Annotated in this window: 14 protein-coding genes; 6 read left to right on the plus strand and 8 right to left on the minus strand. The window is 65.1% G+C overall.

Going from position 1 to position 14,697, the window contains the following annotated elements; all coding sequences use genetic code 11:
* Positions 1 to 5 precede the first annotated feature (5 nt).
* The 6 genes from AC6CIE_RS10430 to AC6CIE_RS10455 are packed head-to-tail and all read left to right on the plus strand — an operon-like array spanning position 6 to position 6,016.
* The gene (locus AC6CIE_RS10430; RefSeq protein ID WP_254594161.1) at positions 6 to 710 is read left to right on the plus strand and encodes an ABC transporter ATP-binding protein; all 705 of its coding nucleotides are present in this window, start codon (positions 6 to 8) and stop codon (positions 708 to 710) included.
* On the plus strand, positions 710 to 1,921 hold the full coding sequence (locus tag AC6CIE_RS10435) for an ABC transporter permease (protein WP_175123086.1): 1,212 nt from the start codon (positions 710 to 712) through the stop codon (positions 1,919 to 1,921). The genes AC6CIE_RS10430 and AC6CIE_RS10435 overlap by 1 nt, the downstream gene beginning before the upstream one ends.
* A complete protein-coding gene (locus tag AC6CIE_RS10440) occupies positions 1,911 to 3,524 on the plus strand; it encodes a formylglycine-generating enzyme family protein (protein ID WP_217467844.1) in 1,614 nt (537 codons plus the stop codon). The genes AC6CIE_RS10435 and AC6CIE_RS10440 overlap by 11 nt, the downstream gene beginning before the upstream one ends.
* A 16-nt stretch (positions 3,525 to 3,540) precedes the next feature.
* Positions 3,541 to 4,278, plus strand: coding sequence for a hypothetical protein (locus AC6CIE_RS10445; protein WP_175123085.1), 738 nt, complete (start codon positions 3,541 to 3,543; stop codon positions 4,276 to 4,278).
* A complete protein-coding gene (locus AC6CIE_RS10450; protein WP_175123084.1) occupies positions 4,275 to 4,778 on the plus strand; it encodes a hypothetical protein in 504 nt (167 codons plus the stop codon). The genes AC6CIE_RS10445 and AC6CIE_RS10450 overlap by 4 nt, the downstream gene beginning before the upstream one ends.
* Before the next feature lie 32 nt (positions 4,779 to 4,810).
* Complete coding sequence (locus tag AC6CIE_RS10455) at positions 4,811 to 6,016, plus strand: vWA domain-containing protein (RefSeq protein ID WP_498092197.1); 1,206 nt, start codon at positions 4,811 to 4,813, stop codon at positions 6,014 to 6,016.
* Positions 6,017 to 6,039: 23 nt separating this feature from the next.
* On the opposite strand, the gene AC6CIE_RS10460 is transcribed toward AC6CIE_RS10455, so the two are convergent.
* The 8 genes from AC6CIE_RS10460 to AC6CIE_RS10495 all read right to left on the minus strand — a co-directional run bounded on the left by AC6CIE_RS10460 (position 6,040) and on the right by AC6CIE_RS10495 (position 14,696).
* Positions 6,040 to 6,672: a helix-turn-helix domain-containing protein gene (locus tag AC6CIE_RS10460; protein ID WP_063954138.1), complete on the minus strand. Its 633-nt coding sequence runs from the start codon at positions 6,670 to 6,672 to the stop codon at positions 6,040 to 6,042.
* 86 nt (positions 6,673 to 6,758) lie between these two features.
* A complete protein-coding gene (locus AC6CIE_RS10465; protein WP_498092198.1) occupies positions 6,759 to 7,685 on the minus strand; it encodes an N-carbamoyl-D-amino-acid hydrolase in 927 nt (308 codons plus the stop codon).
* Positions 7,682 to 9,178 carry an N-acyl-D-amino-acid deacylase family protein gene (locus AC6CIE_RS10470; protein ID WP_498092199.1) on the minus strand — a complete coding sequence of 499 codons (1,497 nt, stop codon included), beginning with the start codon at positions 9,176 to 9,178 and terminating at the stop codon, positions 7,682 to 7,684. Before AC6CIE_RS10470 ends, AC6CIE_RS10465 begins: the two co-directional genes overlap by 4 nt.
* A 37-nt stretch (positions 9,179 to 9,215) precedes the next feature.
* On the minus strand, positions 9,216 to 10,214 hold the full coding sequence (locus tag AC6CIE_RS10475; RefSeq protein ID WP_175123080.1) for an ABC transporter ATP-binding protein: 999 nt from the start codon (positions 10,212 to 10,214) through the stop codon (positions 9,216 to 9,218).
* 17 nt (positions 10,215 to 10,231) lie between these two features.
* Complete coding sequence (locus AC6CIE_RS10480) at positions 10,232 to 11,239, minus strand: ABC transporter ATP-binding protein (protein ID WP_175123079.1); 1,008 nt, start codon at positions 11,237 to 11,239, stop codon at positions 10,232 to 10,234.
* An 8-nt stretch (positions 11,240 to 11,247) separates the two neighbouring features.
* Positions 11,248 to 12,123 carry an ABC transporter permease gene (locus AC6CIE_RS10485; RefSeq protein ID WP_179691095.1) on the minus strand — a complete coding sequence of 292 codons (876 nt, stop codon included), beginning with the start codon at positions 12,121 to 12,123 and terminating at the stop codon, positions 11,248 to 11,250.
* Between the two features lie 13 nt (positions 12,124 to 12,136).
* Complete coding sequence (locus tag AC6CIE_RS10490) at positions 12,137 to 13,072, minus strand: ABC transporter permease (protein ID WP_175123077.1); 936 nt, start codon at positions 13,070 to 13,072, stop codon at positions 12,137 to 12,139.
* Positions 13,073 to 13,124: 52 nt separating this feature from the next.
* Complete coding sequence (locus AC6CIE_RS10495; protein ID WP_175123076.1) at positions 13,125 to 14,696, minus strand: ABC transporter substrate-binding protein; 1,572 nt, start codon at positions 14,694 to 14,696, stop codon at positions 13,125 to 13,127.
* Between the last annotated feature and the right edge of the window lies 1 nt (position 14,697).

Genomic DNA, 14,697 nt, shown 5'->3' on the forward strand with positions numbered 1-14,697 from the left:
GTCGGATGATGCTGGCTATTGACGATTTGCGGTTGCAGCGAGGGCGGGGCGATTCCACCTACGAGGTTCGGCTTCCGCGGTTACGCCTCGCGCGCGGCGAGGTGATGGCGGTCGTGGGAGGCAGCGGATGCGGAAAGAGCACGCTGCTGGAAGGTATCGGCCTGCTCTTGTCACCCGTGCAGATTCAAACTTACACCCTTGGCGACCAGCGTGACGTGGCCGCGTTGATGATGCGCGATGACGAGTCTGCGCTGGCGGCCGTGCGTGCGTCCAGGATCGGCTTCGTGCTGCAGACCGGCGGGCTGTTGCCTTACCTGACGGTGCTGGAAAACATCCTTCTGCCGCGCCAGCTTCTTGGTCTGCCCGCGCACAGTTCGCGCGTCCGTCATGCAATCGAATTGCTCGCCCTTGACGGCTTGCTTGATAAGCGGCCATCCCAATTGTCCATTGGCGAGCGGCAGCGCGTTGCGGTGGTGCGGGCACTTTCGCACGACCCGGATGTGCTGTTGGCCGATGAGCCCACGTCTGCGCTGGATCCGGATAACGCGCGCAAGCTCTTTCAGCTTTTCCTCGATCTGGCGCGCGACGAAAGCATGGCTACGCTGGTCGTCTCGCACGATTGGGACCTGGTCCGTCAGTTTGGGCTGCCTTGCTTGACGGCGGAGTTGGAGCCAGGCTTGAGCGTGTTCGGTCTGCGCGAGGCATTTTGATGCGCACCTGGCAGATATCTCGGCTGGCAATCAGAGACCTTTGGCATGACCGATTGGTGTCGCTCTGCATGATCGCTACGCTCGTGGCGGTGATCGCGCCACTGTTGCTCCTATTCGGGCTGAAGCATGGGGTTGTGAGCGCCATGCAGGACGAGTTGATGCGTGACCCGCGCAATCTGGAAATCCGTATGCTCACCAGCGGCAGCTATGACCAGGCGTGGATTGACGAACTAGCTGGCCAGTCCGGTGTCGGCTTCACGGTGGGTATGACGCGTTCCCTGAATACACAGGCGGACTTCATCCGTAGCGCCTCGAACTTCCTGGAGAATGTGGAAGTCCTGCCCACTGCCCCTGGCGATCCGCTGATGAGCGGCGTGGACGTTCTCGCCTTGCCGCATTTCGGCGTGATCTTCAGCGCACAAGCCGCGCAGCGCTTGAAAGCCGTTTCAGGAGATGTACTGCGCATGCAGATCGCGCGTCGCCTGAACGGCATGGATCAGCGCGCCGTGGTCGAACTCACCGTCCTCGCCGTGCTGCCGGGTCCAGCCTACGAGCGTGCCGCCGCATTTGTGCAACCCGCCCTGTTGCGAGACATGGAGTGGTACCGCGACGGCTACGCCGTCGCCGCCTTGGGCGCTGCGGACGGCAATGACGTGGAAGCCGCGAAGGTGCGTTTCGCGCGTGCTCGCATGTATGCGAAGGACCTGGACGCCGTGGAAGGCCTGGAGAAGCGCTTGAACGACCGCCGCATCGAAACCAGCAGCCGCCTGGCCGACATACGCAACGTCAAGGCCATCAACCATCTTCTGACGACCGTGTTCGGTGTGATTTCCATCACCGCGGTTGCAGGGTGCGTGGCGGCCTTGGTGGGGGCGTTCCTGGCCAGTGTCCGGCGCAAGCGGCGCGACATCTCGACGCTGCGCCTGCTGGGACTGGGTAGCCGGGACGTCGCCGTCCTGCTTGCGATGCAAGCAATCGCTTTGACCGTCGTGGCGATGGGCGCAGGTCTCGCCATTTACTTCACGGGAAGCGCGGTGTTCAACGACATGTTGGGCGGCGTCCGGGAGGCTGGCCAATTCGCCTGCCAGATCACGCCGCTGCATGGCGGCATGGCGTTCATGCTTGCCCTAGGCGTAGCGCTGCTGGCGTCGATGATCGGCGCGGCCAGCGCCAAACGAATTCAACCCGCGGAGAGTTTGCGTGAAATTTGAACTGCTGGGCCGTTGCGCCGCACTTGTCCTGCTGGCGTGGCCCTCAAGCCAAGCGGCGCTTGCCGCGGATGCGCCGGCGTCACCCTCGAAGTGGGATGCGCGTTTCTATAACCCCAAGCCGGAAGCTGGCGACATTGAATTGCCGCTGCCGTGCAATGGCGCCATCGTCTTCCGAAAAATCGTCGTCCCGGTGGGGGGGCCGCTGGCCGACCTGCCCATTCAGGTGGGCCAGGAAGGGGGAGCCTACTCTTTTGTCGAAAAGAGCAGGCCGGCGTACATCGCAGGCGGCTTCACCGAAATCTCGGCAGACAAGAAGTCGCGATCCAGCTATTACCTGATGGCCAAGTATGAGCTGACCACCAGCCAGTATCTCGCTCTGGCGACGCTGGCCAACGGCGATTCGACCAAGTGTCCGGATCCACAGGCTGGCGATGGCCGGTTCCCCATTACAGGGGCGAACTGGTTCGACGCGATGCGGACTGCCCATCTTTACAACATTTGGCTGCGGCAGCATGCCAAGGGGTTGCTACCTCAGGAAGACAAGATCTCCGGCTTCGTGCGCCTGCCCACCGAGGTCGAATGGGAGTTTGCCGCCCGGGGCGGCATCAACGTCAATGCCGCGGAGTTCGCTGAACCGCGTTATCCCATGCGCGACGGGAAGATCACGGAGTATGAATGGTTCGGCGGCACGCAGTCGTCGAACAGCAAGATCAACCGGATTGGCGTGCTTCTTCCGAACCCGCTGGGACTGCACGACATGCTGGGCAACGTGTCAGAGATGACGCTTGATGCATTCCGGCTCAACAAGTTCGATCGCCAGAACGGCTCGGCCGGCAGTTTCGTCATTCGCGGTTCAGACTTCATGCAGCCGGAGTCGGAGCTTCGTGCCGCGCTGCGGCGCGAGGGGAATCTCTACGACGAGGACGGCGAGATCAAGGACAAGACGGTGGGCCTGCGATGGGTGATCGCATCGCGCGAGATGACCAGCGCGAACCACGTCAAGGCGCTTGAAGAAAGCTACAGCAAGCTGGGAGACGGCCATGTTTCTTCGGACGCGACCAAAAAGGGCGCTTCGGCAGTCAAGGAATTGAACGCGTTGGCAGGCACTGTCACGGATAAGAAACTGAAGGATCAACTGGCTGGCTTGGAAGGCAAGCTGCGCGCAAGCAACCAGCAACAGGAAGAGGCGCGTGACCAGGCAATTCGCGCGAGTCTTAACCTCGGCGCGTTTCTGTGCACCAAGCTCAAGGATGACGGCGAGCACCGCAATCTGCTGCGCAGTGTCTACAAGTCCAATTGCGAGGACGGCAATTCCGACGCCACTTGCGAACGCCGCAAGAAACTGCTTACCAGCCACGAGAGCCGGGTCGAGGGCGTCACACAGTACTACGCCAGCAGCCTTGTCGACGCGGCCACCCTGTACGGCGCCAACAACCTGACCAAGCAGGTGCCGGTCCTGGACAAGATGTTCGAGCAGAACAAGCAGCTTAACGGGTTGCGGCCCTACTTGACGACCTATTGGTCGCAACAGAAGGCATACCTGAGCAATAAGAAGATCGACCGCTCGGCGTGGCTGGATTCGTGCATGGCAGTCAACAAATAACAATCAAGGAGTTCTCATGGCTTTATCCGCAAGGAAGTGGAATCGCATTCCGGTCGTTCTCATGATGGTCTGTTCTTTGGCGATTAGTGGGTGCGCCAGCACGGGCAGCTCCTTCCTCAACAATGGCGTGAAGCCCGACCCGCGTCTGACGCAGGGCAGTGATGCCAAGTTTTTCAGCCAGTCTGGTCTGCAGGCCTGCATGATGGGCGCAGCTGCGGGATTGGCGGTAGGGTTGCTGGCCGGAGGCAAGAACAAGGCAACGGCTGCCGTCGTCGGCGCCGTTGCGGCCTGCGGCGTGGGAATGGGCGCAAATTACTATCTGGACGTCCGCCGCAGTCAGTACAAGAACACCTCGGATCAGCTCAAGGCGATGGGCGACGACATCAAGACCGATACGCAAAAAGTCCAGGACCGCAGCAACTCCATCGTGGCAGTGATGGCCGACGACAAGAAGAAGCTTGTCCAGTTGCAAGCCGAGATTGCGACCAAGTCCGCAGACCAGACCGCCGCTCGAAAAGATCTTGCGCAGATCGACGCCAACATCGGCCTCATCAAGAGCGACATCGATCGGATGAAGGGCGTCGCAGATCAATACCGGCAGGCTGGCGAGCAAACTGGCGGCAGCGCGAAGGACACCAAGGAAATGCAAAAGGAATTGGCCGTGCTCGAGAACAAGATTGCGAAGCTCAACAAAGAGGCGGATAGCTACTTTGCCTTGCGCGGCGCCATCGATCTCGGGGAGCAAAAGGCATGAAGCGCTTGATGACGCGAGTTGCGCAGCTTGCTCCGATCGTGGCGCTGTTCGTTCTGGCCGGTTGCGCAACGACGGCAGCCGATTGTGATCCATCGAACACGAACGCCGGTTTCATCACCAAAATGAACTGCGACGTGGGCGGAGGCTATGGCAAACACGTGGCACAGCGCGAAGACGACATACGGGCGGCTCAAGCCGAAAATGCGCAAGCCAGGCAGGTGCTAGCCGATCTGGAGGCGCAGCGGGCGTCAATTGGCAAGTCCTTGGCGGAAAAGACCAAGGCGCGTAACGCGCTGTCAGCATCGGTCCAGAAGTTGCTGGATCAGGCGCGGGCCAAGTCCAAGAACAGCGAGGAGCTCAAGCGGCAACTGGCACAGTCGGAACGGGCACTGAAGACGCCCATCAACGTCAATGTTTCGGATGCCGCCCTGGAAGCGCAGATCAAGGCCAAGCAGGCCGAAGTGCTCAGGCTGCAAAAGAGCATGGGCCTCGTTCCTTGACGCCTCCGTAAGCCCAAACTTCGAGACTATCCATGCAACGCTTCTTGCGGGACCCGCGAGGGAACATGTCGGAGGCGTCGCTGTCCGGCACCTACGGCGAGCTGATCGAGTTGATCCGCAAGCATTTCGCGCCGGGCGTGGCGGCGACGTACGCCGTGCCCCGGATTGGCGCGGACGGGGTGCTCGAGTGGTGGACTTCCCAGCAGGGGGCGGTGACGCAGTATGCCGCCCTGTCTGAGGACGCCCAGCAGGCGCTGCTTCGCGCCTATGATGCGCATGTCGCCACCCTTGGTGGCCTGGCAGAGGCCATGCGAGCGCGCGGGATGGAGCACCAGGCGCAGCAGATAGAGGCGCTGCGGGTTCCGCCCGATCTGGACAAGCTGTATGGCGTGGACGGGCGCCTGCTGATTCGCCTGCAGGATGCGGCGCCCACGCTTCCGGCTGCGGGCGGCGCGCCGGCGCCGTCCTTCGCTCTCTGGCGCTGGCTTGCGGTGGGAGGGGCGCTGTTGCTCGCGCTGCTCCTGGCTGGCGCATGGTGGTGGTACCGGCAGCCGGCATCGCCGAGCGGCCCAGCTTTGCCTGCACTCAGCCCTGAGCCCAAAGCAGAGCCGGATCGCACGCCGGAATGGCCCACGGAACTGGTGTTCGTGCTGGAAACGGCAGCGCGTATGAAGGCAGCGCCGGAAAAGATCGGCGGGCCTGAACGCCGGGTCATTGGCCACGATGAGATTCGACGGATCGTCGACCGATTGCCGGACGTCACCGATACGCGTCTCGTCACGTTCCCAGCAATGCAGTGTGGAATGCCACACAGTCAGGGCGCTTTCCCATCGGCGAACCGAGCGGAACTCCTGCAGGCTCTGAAATCCACGCAGAACGAGGGCAAGGCGGCGTTGACCGACGGATTGAAGATCGCGGCAGCGACCGTCGATGGCGTCAAGCGCGATGCCCTGATATTCCTGTTCCTGGCCGGCGCGGACGAATGCGGCCAGGATATCTGTGCAACGGCTGTGCAGCTCTCCCGGGACAAGCCGCGGCTGCGGATCAACATCGTGGACTTGAGCGGTACGCACGCGGTGGCGGCCTGCCTCTCCGATCAGTCACGCGTGGGCTCGTACGCCTGGACGAGGTCCAAGCCAGATGGAAAAGGAGTGGATCTGTCACGAGAGGCGTCCAGGATGCTCTCGCCCGCAACGGATTCAGCTGGGTCATCCCAAGGCGCCGCTTCAGCCAAGTAAGCAGTTGGCGCGGCGCCACATCATTACGCCCCCTTCAACCGCTCCGGCACATCCTCCATATCGCTGCACACGGCCAGCACCTCGGCCGGCTTTCTGCTCAGCGACAGATAAACGTGGCCGATGCTGCTGTCGAAGTACGCCGATTCCAGCCGGTTCAGCACGACGCTGTCGCCGTTTTCGAACTGGATGCGGACCTTGCCCGACAGGACCACGACGAACTCCTGGCCCGGGTGGCGGATATAGTCTTCAAACTCCACGACCTTGCGCGAATCGATCATGGCGACCATCGGCAGCATCTTCTTGCCGGGGTATTCGCCCATCAGCAGGCGGTAGTGATAGTTCTCGGTGATGTAGTCGCGGGCGTCGCTGAGCCGGTTCTTGACGAAGGTGGGGGCGACCGCGGCCTGCGCGGCGTCGCGCAGCATGAACATGCGGGTCATGTCGATGTCGAGCGCGCGGGCCAGCGCGGCGAATTTTTCGTAACTGAGGGCGATCTGGCCGAGTTCGGCCTTCGATAGCGTCGACACCGCGATGCCGCTGGCCTTGGACAGCGCCTGCAAGGTCATCTTCCTGGCCTTGCGCTCGGCGCGCAGGCGGGCGCCCATTTCTTCCTTGCCCACGATTTCGGGCGGGGATGTGTTGCCGGTTGGGGCCATGTAGCGGTCTGGCTTATAGGGTTGAGGGCGGGGGCAGGGCCCGCAAGCCCCGCCGCGTGTAGCCGGATTGTACGGGGTGGGCCGGGTCAGGCGGGAGGCTGGGTGCCGGTGCGTTCGACGATCATCCGGTAGTGCTCGGGCCGGCGGTGGGCGGCGAAGTTGAAGATGTTGGCGCGGTAGTGATCCGACACCGACAGGTCGCAGACGAAGTTGATGACCTCGTCCTCCTCGGAGAACGTGCGCACCATGATTTCGCCGGTGGGCGCGACGATGCAGGATCCGCCGATCATGGGGTTGCCTTCCTCGACGCCGGCCTTGGCGGCGGCGGCCACCCAGCAGGCGTTCTGGTAGGCGCCGGCCTGCAGCGACAGCAGGTGGTGGTGCATGCGCAGGTGGATGGGCTCGTTCCATTGCACGTAGCCGGAGGGCGTGTTGTACCCGGCCATGACGACCTCCACGCCTTGCAGTCCCATGACGCGGAACGTCTCGGGCCAGCGCCGGTCGTTGCAGATGCACATGCCGATGGCGGCGTCCGGGGTCTGCCAGACAGGAAACCCCAGGTCGCCGACCGCGAAATACTTCTTCTCAAGATGCTGCAAGGGCGCGCCGTCGACGGCTTGCGCGTCGCCGGGGATATGAATTTTGCGGTACTTGCCCACGATCTGGCCATCGCGACCGACCAGGATGCTGGTGTTGTATTGCACGCCGTCCGCCAGCTCGGCGTAGCCCAGATAGAAGCCGATGCCCTTGTCGCGGGCTGCGTCGAACAGGGGGCGGGTCAGGGGGCCCGGCATTTCGGTTTCGAAGAACGCCTGCACCTCGGCCGGATCGTCGATGGACCAGCGCGGAAAGAACGTGGTCAGCGCCAGCTCCGGAAACGTCACCCAGGCCGCGCCGCGGCTGTGGGCGTCTTCCAGCAGGTCGATCAGCCGGCGAACGACCTGGACCCGGGTGTCGCTGCGCTGGACGGGGCCAAGTTGCGCGACGGCAAGGTGGAGCTTGCGGGCGGTCATGCGGCGCTCCCGGCGTTTCCTGGAGCGGCGATCCCAACGGCGCTCCGCGCCAGGACGCGGCCGGCGTGCTGACCGGTGAAGGCCTGCTCCTCCCACACGGGCGCGCCGTTCACGTAGACCGAGTGAATGCCGGCCGCGCGTTCGGTGGGGCGTTCGAAGGTGGCGGCGTCGGCCACCGTGGCCGGATCGAAGACCACGAGGTCGGCGAAGTAGCCAGGCTGCACCTGCCCGCGTTCGGCCAGGCCGAACTTGGCGGCGGTCAGGCCGGTCATTTTCCAGACCGCGGTTTCCAGCGGGAAGAGGCCCAGGTCGCGGGAGTAATGGCCCAGCACGCGCGGGAAGGTGCCCCACAGGCGCGGGTGCGGACGCTCATCGTGGGGCAGGCCATCCGAGCCGATCATGGTGGGGCCGAACTTCAAAATGCGCTGCACGTCGGGCTCGTCCATCATGAAGTAGATGGCGCCGGCCGGTTGCAGCTCGGGCACCACGTCGAATTTTGACTTGCCGCGTTCGGCGGCGACCTCGTCCAGGTCGCGGCCGCTGAGTTCCGGAAAGGGCTTGCACCAGGTGATGATGGTGCGGCCGGCCAGCAGGACGCGGTCCTGCTTGAGCATGGTGGAGCCGGCTACATAGGGATAGGCGTCCAGCGAGACGTCCTGCTTGGCCATCGCGGCCTCGATCAGCGGCAGCGTCTCGGCGGAGCGGCCGAAGTTGGGCTGGCCCATGACCTTGTGATGCGAGATTACAACCGGCACGTCCAGTTCGCGGCCGATGCGGAAGGTTTCTTCCAGTGCCTCCACGATGTGTTCGCCCTCGTCGCGCATGTGGGTGGCGTAGATGCCGCCGTGCGTGTTGAGCGGGCGGCAGACTTCGATGATTTCCTCGGTGGTGGCCTGGGCGGCTGGCGGGTAGAACGTGCCGGTGGAGATGCCGATGGCGCCGCTGGCCAGCGCGTCGTCGGCCAGCGTCTGCATGGCCTGCACTTCATCCGGCGTGGCGGCGCGCTGCAGGTCGGGCATGACGGCCGCGCGCAGCGTGGAGTGGCCGACCATGCAGGCGGCGTTGACGGCGGCGGGCGTGGCGCGCAGCGCGTTCAGGTAATCGGAGAAACGTTCGAAGCGATACGAGCCGCCTTCGTCCAGCAGGTCCAGCGGCGCGGGCGGGCTGGCATGGGCGTGGGCCAGCGGCGCCAGGCTGATGCCGCAGTTGCCCGTGACGACGGTGGTGACGCCCTGCGAGATCTTGGGCGTCATGTCGCGGCGCTTGAGCAGGTAGTTGTCGTCGTGGGTGTGCGAGTCGATGAAGCCGGGCGCCACCACTTTGCCCGTCACGTCGATGCGGCGTTGCGCGGCGCTGCCGGACAGGTCGCCCACGGCGGCAATGCGGTCGCCGCGCACGCCCACGTCGGCGCGCTGGCCGGGGGCGTTGGTGCCGTCGATGACGGTGCCGCCGGTGAGGATGTAGTCAAACGGGGTGGCGTCGGGCTGGGACATGCGGTTCTCCGGCTGGATGGATCAGGCAATGCGGGGATCAGGCAAAGTGGCAGGCGACCTGCTGTTCGGCGGCGACCTGGCGGGGCTGGGGCGTTTCTTCGGCGCAGCGCGGCTGCGCCATCGGACAGCGCGTGCGGAACGCGCAGCCGGATGGAGGCGACAGCGGGCTGGGGATTTCCCCCTTCAGGACCTCGACCGGATTGCGTTCTCCCTGGCGCGCGGACGGCACGGCGGCCAGCAGCGCGCGGGTGTACGGATGCGCCGGGCGGTCAAAGATCGCGTCGCGCGTGCCGATCTCGACGATCTTGCCCAGGTACATCACGGCCACGCGGTGGCTGATGTGGCGCACGACGCTCAGATCGTGCGAGATGAACACGTAGGTCAGGCCCAGGTCGCGCTGCAGGTCCATCAGCAGGTTGATGACCTGCGCCTGCACCGACACGTCCAGCGCTGACACCGGCTCGTCGCACACGATGAGGCCAGGGTCCAGCGCGAGGGCGCGCGCGATCACGATGCGCTGGCGCTGGCCGCCCGAGAACTCGTGCGGATACTTGTCGGCCGCGTCGGGCCGCAGGCTGACGCGCGCCAGCAGCTGCGCCACGCGCTCGCGAATGGCCTCGCGGCCGTGTCCGAAGTTGCGCAGCGGCTCGCCGATGATGTCGCGCACCCGCATGCGCGGGTTCATCGACGAGAACGGATCCTGGAAAATGAACTGCATGCGGCGGCGCATGGCGCGCAGCTGACTGCTGTTCATCTTGGCGAGGTCTTCGCCTTCCAGCAGGATGCGGCCTTCGGTCGGATCGGTCAGGCGGATCAGGCACTTGCCCGTCGTGGACTTGCCGCAGCCGGACTCGCCGACCAGGCTGAGCGTCTGGCCGCGCGGCACCGATAGCGAGATGCCGTCGACGGCGCGCAGCACCTTGGCGCCGCGCCCGCTGTCCACAGGAAAGTGCTTCTTCAAGCCGATGACTTCCAGCATGGGCACCGCGGTGGCCGCGGGCGCGGAAGACGCGAGGGGAATGTCGTGCAGATTCATGGCGGATCTCATGCGTCTCAGGCAGTCAGGGCGGCGGGCGCGGGGGCGTCCTGGCGGGCCCAGCACCAGACGCGATGGCGCGCGCCGGCGTCGGTGGCGGACGGCGCTTCCTCGGTGCAGCGTGGCAGGGCCTCGGGGCAACGCGCGGCAAAGGCGCAGCCGCGCGACACGGGCGTCCTGACGGGGACGATGCCGGGCAGCTCGGCAAGCCGGGCAGTGTGGTCCTGGCCGTCGACGAAGTCGGGCAGCGAACGGATCAGCGCCTGGGTGTACGGATGCTGCGGGCGGTCCAGCACGTCGTCCACGCTGCCTTCCTCGACCTTGCGGCCGGCATACATGACGATGACGCGCTGGCACATCTGCGCGACCACGCCCAGGTCGTGCGTGATCAGCACGATGGCCGTGCCAAGCCGCGCCTGGATGTCTCGCAACAGGTGCAGGATCTGCGCCTGGATGGTGACGTCCAGCGCCGTGGTGGGTTCGTCAGCGATCAGCACCTTGGGCTGACAGGCCAGCGCCATGGCGATCATGGCGCGCTGGCGCATGCCGCCCGAGAGCTGGTAGGGATACTCGCGCACGCGGCGCGCCGGGTCGGAGATCTGCACCAGGTCCAGCAGCGCCTCGGCCTGCGTCAGCGCCTCGCGCCGCGACAGGCCCTGGTGCAGCATGAGCGATTCGCTGATCTGCTTGCCCACCGTGATCACGGGGTTCAAGGAGGTCATGGGCTCCTGGAAGATCATCGAGATCTTGTTGCCGCGAATGGCGCGCATCGATTTCTCGGGCAGGGCCAGGAGATCGCTGCCGTCGAATTCGATGCTGCCGGTGGCGACGCGGCCGGGGGCGCGCAGCAGCCGCATGATGGACAGCGACGTGACGCTCTTGCCGCAGCCCGATTCGCCCACCAGGCCCAGGGTTTCGCCGGGCAGGAGGTCGAACGAGAGCTTGTCGACGGCCAGCACGGTCGTGTCGTCGCCGTCGAAACAGGTGGTGAGGTCTTGCACGCGCAGGACGGGATGGGGCTGCATGTGCGCTCCTACAGCTTCTTGGCCAGGCGGGGATCGAGCATGTCGCGCAGCCCGTCGCCGACCAGATTGACGGCCAGGACGGCCACGCCCAGAAAGAGGCCCGGATACAGGATGATGTGGAACGCCACGGCCACGAAGTTGCGGCCTTCGGCCATGATGTTGCCCCAGCTCGGGATGTGCGGCGGAATGCCCACGCCAAGGAAGCTCAGCACGGCTTCGGTCAGGATGGCGGAGGCCGCGATGAACGTGGCCTGCACCATCAGCGGCGCAAACAGGTTGGGCAGGATGTGGCGCATCAGGATCGACGGCACCCGCGTGCCGACCGAGACGGCGGCCTCGATGTAGGGCTGCTCGCGGATGGTCAGGACCAGCGCGCGCACCAGCCGCACGACGCGCGGCACTTCGGGAATGACGATGGCGATGATGACGGTGCCCAGCCCGCCCTTCAGCGTGGCCATCAGCGCAATCGCCAGCAGCACGCCGGGGATGGCCATCAGGCCGTCCATGATGCGCATGATGACGGCGTCGATGCGGCGGAAGTAGCCTGCCATCATGCCCAGCACCACGCCAGCGGCGGTGGAGACGACAGCGACCACGATGCCGACCAGCAGCGAGATGCGGGCGCCCCAGACAGTGCGCGAATAGACGTCGCGGCCCAGCGCGTCGGTGCCGAACAGGTGTTCGGCCGAGGGCGGCTTCATGCGCGCCAGCGGATTGATCTCCTGCGGGTCCACGGTGGCCAGCCACGGCGCGGCCAGCGCGATGGCCGCGAGGATGATGAGGATCGCGCCGCCGGCGTACAGCATGGGATGGCGGCGTATAGACCGGAACGCGCGCCGCAGGCGCGGCCGCGCGGCGGGAAGGGGCAGGGTGGTCGTGTTCATGCGTGGCCTCTTCTCAATAGCGGATGCGGGGATCGAAGAGCCGGTAGCTCAGGTCGACCAGCAGGTTGATCAGCACGTAGATGCCCGAGGCCACCAGCAGCACGCCCTGGATGACCGGATAGTCGTGGCGCAGCACGGCGTCGATGGTCAGGCGGCCCAGGCCGGGGATCGCAAACACGGTCTCGGTCACGACGACGCCGCCGATCAGCAGCGCCACGCCCACACCGATGGTCGTGACGATCGGATTGGCGGCGTTCTTGAGCGCGTGCCAGACGATGGGACCGGATGACAGGCCCTTGGCGCGCGCGGTGCGGATGTAGTCTTCGGACAGGGCCTCCAGCATGGTGGCGCGTGTCATGCGCGTCAGCAGCGCCATGTACACCAGGCCCAGCGACAGACAGGGCAGCACCAGGTGGCGCAGGTAAGGCACAAGGCCATCGGCCAGCGGTTTGTAGCCCTGCACCGGCAGCCAGCCGAGCTTGATGGAAAATCCGTACACCAGGCTGTAGCCGATCAGGAACACCGGCACCGAGAACGCACAGACCGCGCCCACCATGACCAGCCTGTCCAGCCACTTGCCGGCGTTCCACGCGGCCAGCACGCCCAGCGGAATCGCGGCCAGCACGGCAAACAGCATCGTGAAGAGCGCGATCGAGATCGTGGGGCCCATGCGCTGGGCGATGAGCTGCGACACGGGCATCTGCGTGGACATCGAGGTGCCCAGGTCGCCGACGGCGATATGGCTGATCCAGATGACGAACTGCTGCAGGAGCGGCTTGTCCAGCCCCAGGTTCTGCCGGATTTTTTCGACGTCGTCGGCGGTGGCGTTGTCGCCTGCGATGACCGCCGCGGGATCGCCCGGCGACAGGTGTATCAGCAGGAACACCACGACGGCCACGACGGCCATGACGGGTATGACGGCCGCGATGCGGCGCAGGATGAATTTCACGCTGGATTCCCCCCGGCTTGCGGCCGGGCGCGCACGGCGCCCGGCGTCTGCCTTACGGTTTCTCGATGTTCCACATCACCGGAATGCCGGACTTGATCAGATCGGTCTGCTTCAAGCCGCGCACCGCGAAGACAGGCTTGAACTCGCCCCACATCACGTAGGGCACCGTCTGGTAGGCGCGCGCCTGGATCTGCGCGGCAAGGTCCTTGCGTTTGGCGGCGTCGTTCTCGCGGATCCAGCTGGTGCGCAGGGTGTCCAGTTCCTTGTCGCACGGCCAGCCCGGCAGGCTGTTGCCGCAGGCGGCGGATAGCCACGGGTTGGTGACCGGCGTGCTGGCGTCGAAATAACCGCCCCAGGTCAGGAAGATGTTCCAGCCGCCTTGAGCGGGCGGATCCTTCTTCAGGCGGCGGCCGGCCAGCGAGGCCCAGTCCATCGACTGCAGGTCCACGTTCACGCCAGCCTTCTTCAGGTTCTGCGCCAGCACCATGACGGCCGGGGCGCTCAGGTGATCGGTGGGGTACAGCAGCACCACCTTCTCGCCCTTGTAGCCGGCTTCCTGCAGCAGTTGCTTGGCGCGTGCGGGATCGGTCTTGGCGTAGGGCGCGGCGCCCGCGTCCGTGGCCAGGGGCGAACCGCAGATGTACATGGTGGCGCAGTAGTCCACCCGGTACTTGTCCGGGTAGCCCATCGCGGTCAGCATTTCCTTCTGGCTGACCAGGTAGTACACCGCCTGGCGCGCGAGCGGGTTGTTGAACGGCGGATGCAGCGAATTCAGGATCACCATGCCTTGCGAGGCCACCGACGTGCTCAGCGTGATGTCCGGGTTGGATTCCAGCACCGGCAGGAAGTCGGGCGTGACCTGTTCGATCATGTCGACCTCGCCGTTCATCAGCGCGGCCGTCGACGTGTTTCCATCGGGGATGTAGACCCATTCCACGCGGTCCACCTTCACGTTCTTGCCGCCCGCCAGGCCGTCAGGCGCTTCGGATCGCGGCACGTAGGACGGGTTCTTCACATAGACGACCTTGTTGCCGGGCACCCATTCATCGCGCTTGAAGAGGAACGGACCCGAGCCGACCATTTCGGTGACCTGGGTGTTCGGATCAGTGGCGGCCAGCCGCTTGGGCATGATGAAGGGCGGCATGCCCGAAGGCTTGGACAGCGCGTCCAGCACGAGGCCGAAGGGCTCTTTCAGCGTCAGCGTGAACGTGTTTTCGTTGGTGGCGGCAAATTCTGCGCCGGCCGCCATCATGGCCTGGCCCAGCGTGTCCTTCTTTGCCCAGCGCTGGATCGACGCAATGCAGTCCTCGGCCGTCACCGGCGTGCCGTCGTTGAACTTCAGACCGGGACGCAGGGTGAAGGTCCAGGTCTTGCCGTCTTCGGACGTGGTCCAGGTATCCACCATCTGCGGCTTGACCTGGCCCTTGCTGTCCTGCGCGAACAGGGTGTCGAACACCATGTAGCCGTGGTTGCGCGTGATGTAGGCGGTGTTGAAGAGCGGGTCCAGCGTCTTCAGGTCGGCGTGCGGCACGAGGCGCAACGTCTTGGTCTGGGCGAGTGCACCGGTCGCGGCGCTCATGGCTAGGAGCGCGGCGGCTCCCAGCAGGCTGAAACGTCTGATCATG

Source organism: Achromobacter sp. GQ309 (assembly GCF_059759315.1).

Excerpts from the sequence above, each read along its gene's own strand:
- AC6CIE_RS10430 (WP_254594161.1), top strand. The coding sequence starts at position 6 with ATGATGCTGGCTATTGACGATTTGCGGTTGCAGCGAGGGCGGGGCGAT.
- AC6CIE_RS10435 (WP_175123086.1), top strand. The coding sequence starts at position 710 with ATGCGCACCTGGCAGATATCTCGGCTGGCAATCAGAGACCTTTGGCAT.
- AC6CIE_RS10445 (WP_175123085.1), top strand. The coding sequence starts at position 3,541 with ATGGCTTTATCCGCAAGGAAGTGGAATCGCATTCCGGTCGTTCTCATG.
- AC6CIE_RS10450 (WP_175123084.1), top strand. The coding sequence starts at position 4,275 with ATGAAGCGCTTGATGACGCGAGTTGCGCAGCTTGCTCCGATCGTGGCG.
- AC6CIE_RS10455 (WP_498092197.1), top strand. The coding sequence starts at position 4,811 with ATGCAACGCTTCTTGCGGGACCCGCGAGGGAACATGTCGGAGGCGTCG.
- AC6CIE_RS10460 (WP_063954138.1), bottom strand. The coding sequence starts at position 6,672 with ATGGCCCCAACCGGCAACACATCCCCGCCCGAAATCGTGGGCAAGGAA.
- AC6CIE_RS10465 (WP_498092198.1), bottom strand. The coding sequence starts at position 7,685 with ATGACCGCCCGCAAGCTCCACCTTGCCGTCGCGCAACTTGGCCCCGTC.
- AC6CIE_RS10470 (WP_498092199.1), bottom strand. The coding sequence starts at position 9,178 with ATGTCCCAGCCCGACGCCACCCCGTTTGACTACATCCTCACCGGCGGC.
- AC6CIE_RS10475 (WP_175123080.1), bottom strand. The coding sequence starts at position 10,214 with ATGAATCTGCACGACATTCCCCTCGCGTCTTCCGCGCCCGCGGCCACC.
- AC6CIE_RS10480 (WP_175123079.1), bottom strand. The coding sequence starts at position 11,239 with ATGCAGCCCCATCCCGTCCTGCGCGTGCAAGACCTCACCACCTGTTTC.
- AC6CIE_RS10485 (WP_179691095.1), bottom strand. The coding sequence starts at position 12,123 with ATGAACACGACCACCCTGCCCCTTCCCGCCGCGCGGCCGCGCCTGCGG.
- AC6CIE_RS10495 (WP_175123076.1), bottom strand. The coding sequence starts at position 14,696 with ATGATCAGACGTTTCAGCCTGCTGGGAGCCGCCGCGCTCCTAGCCATG.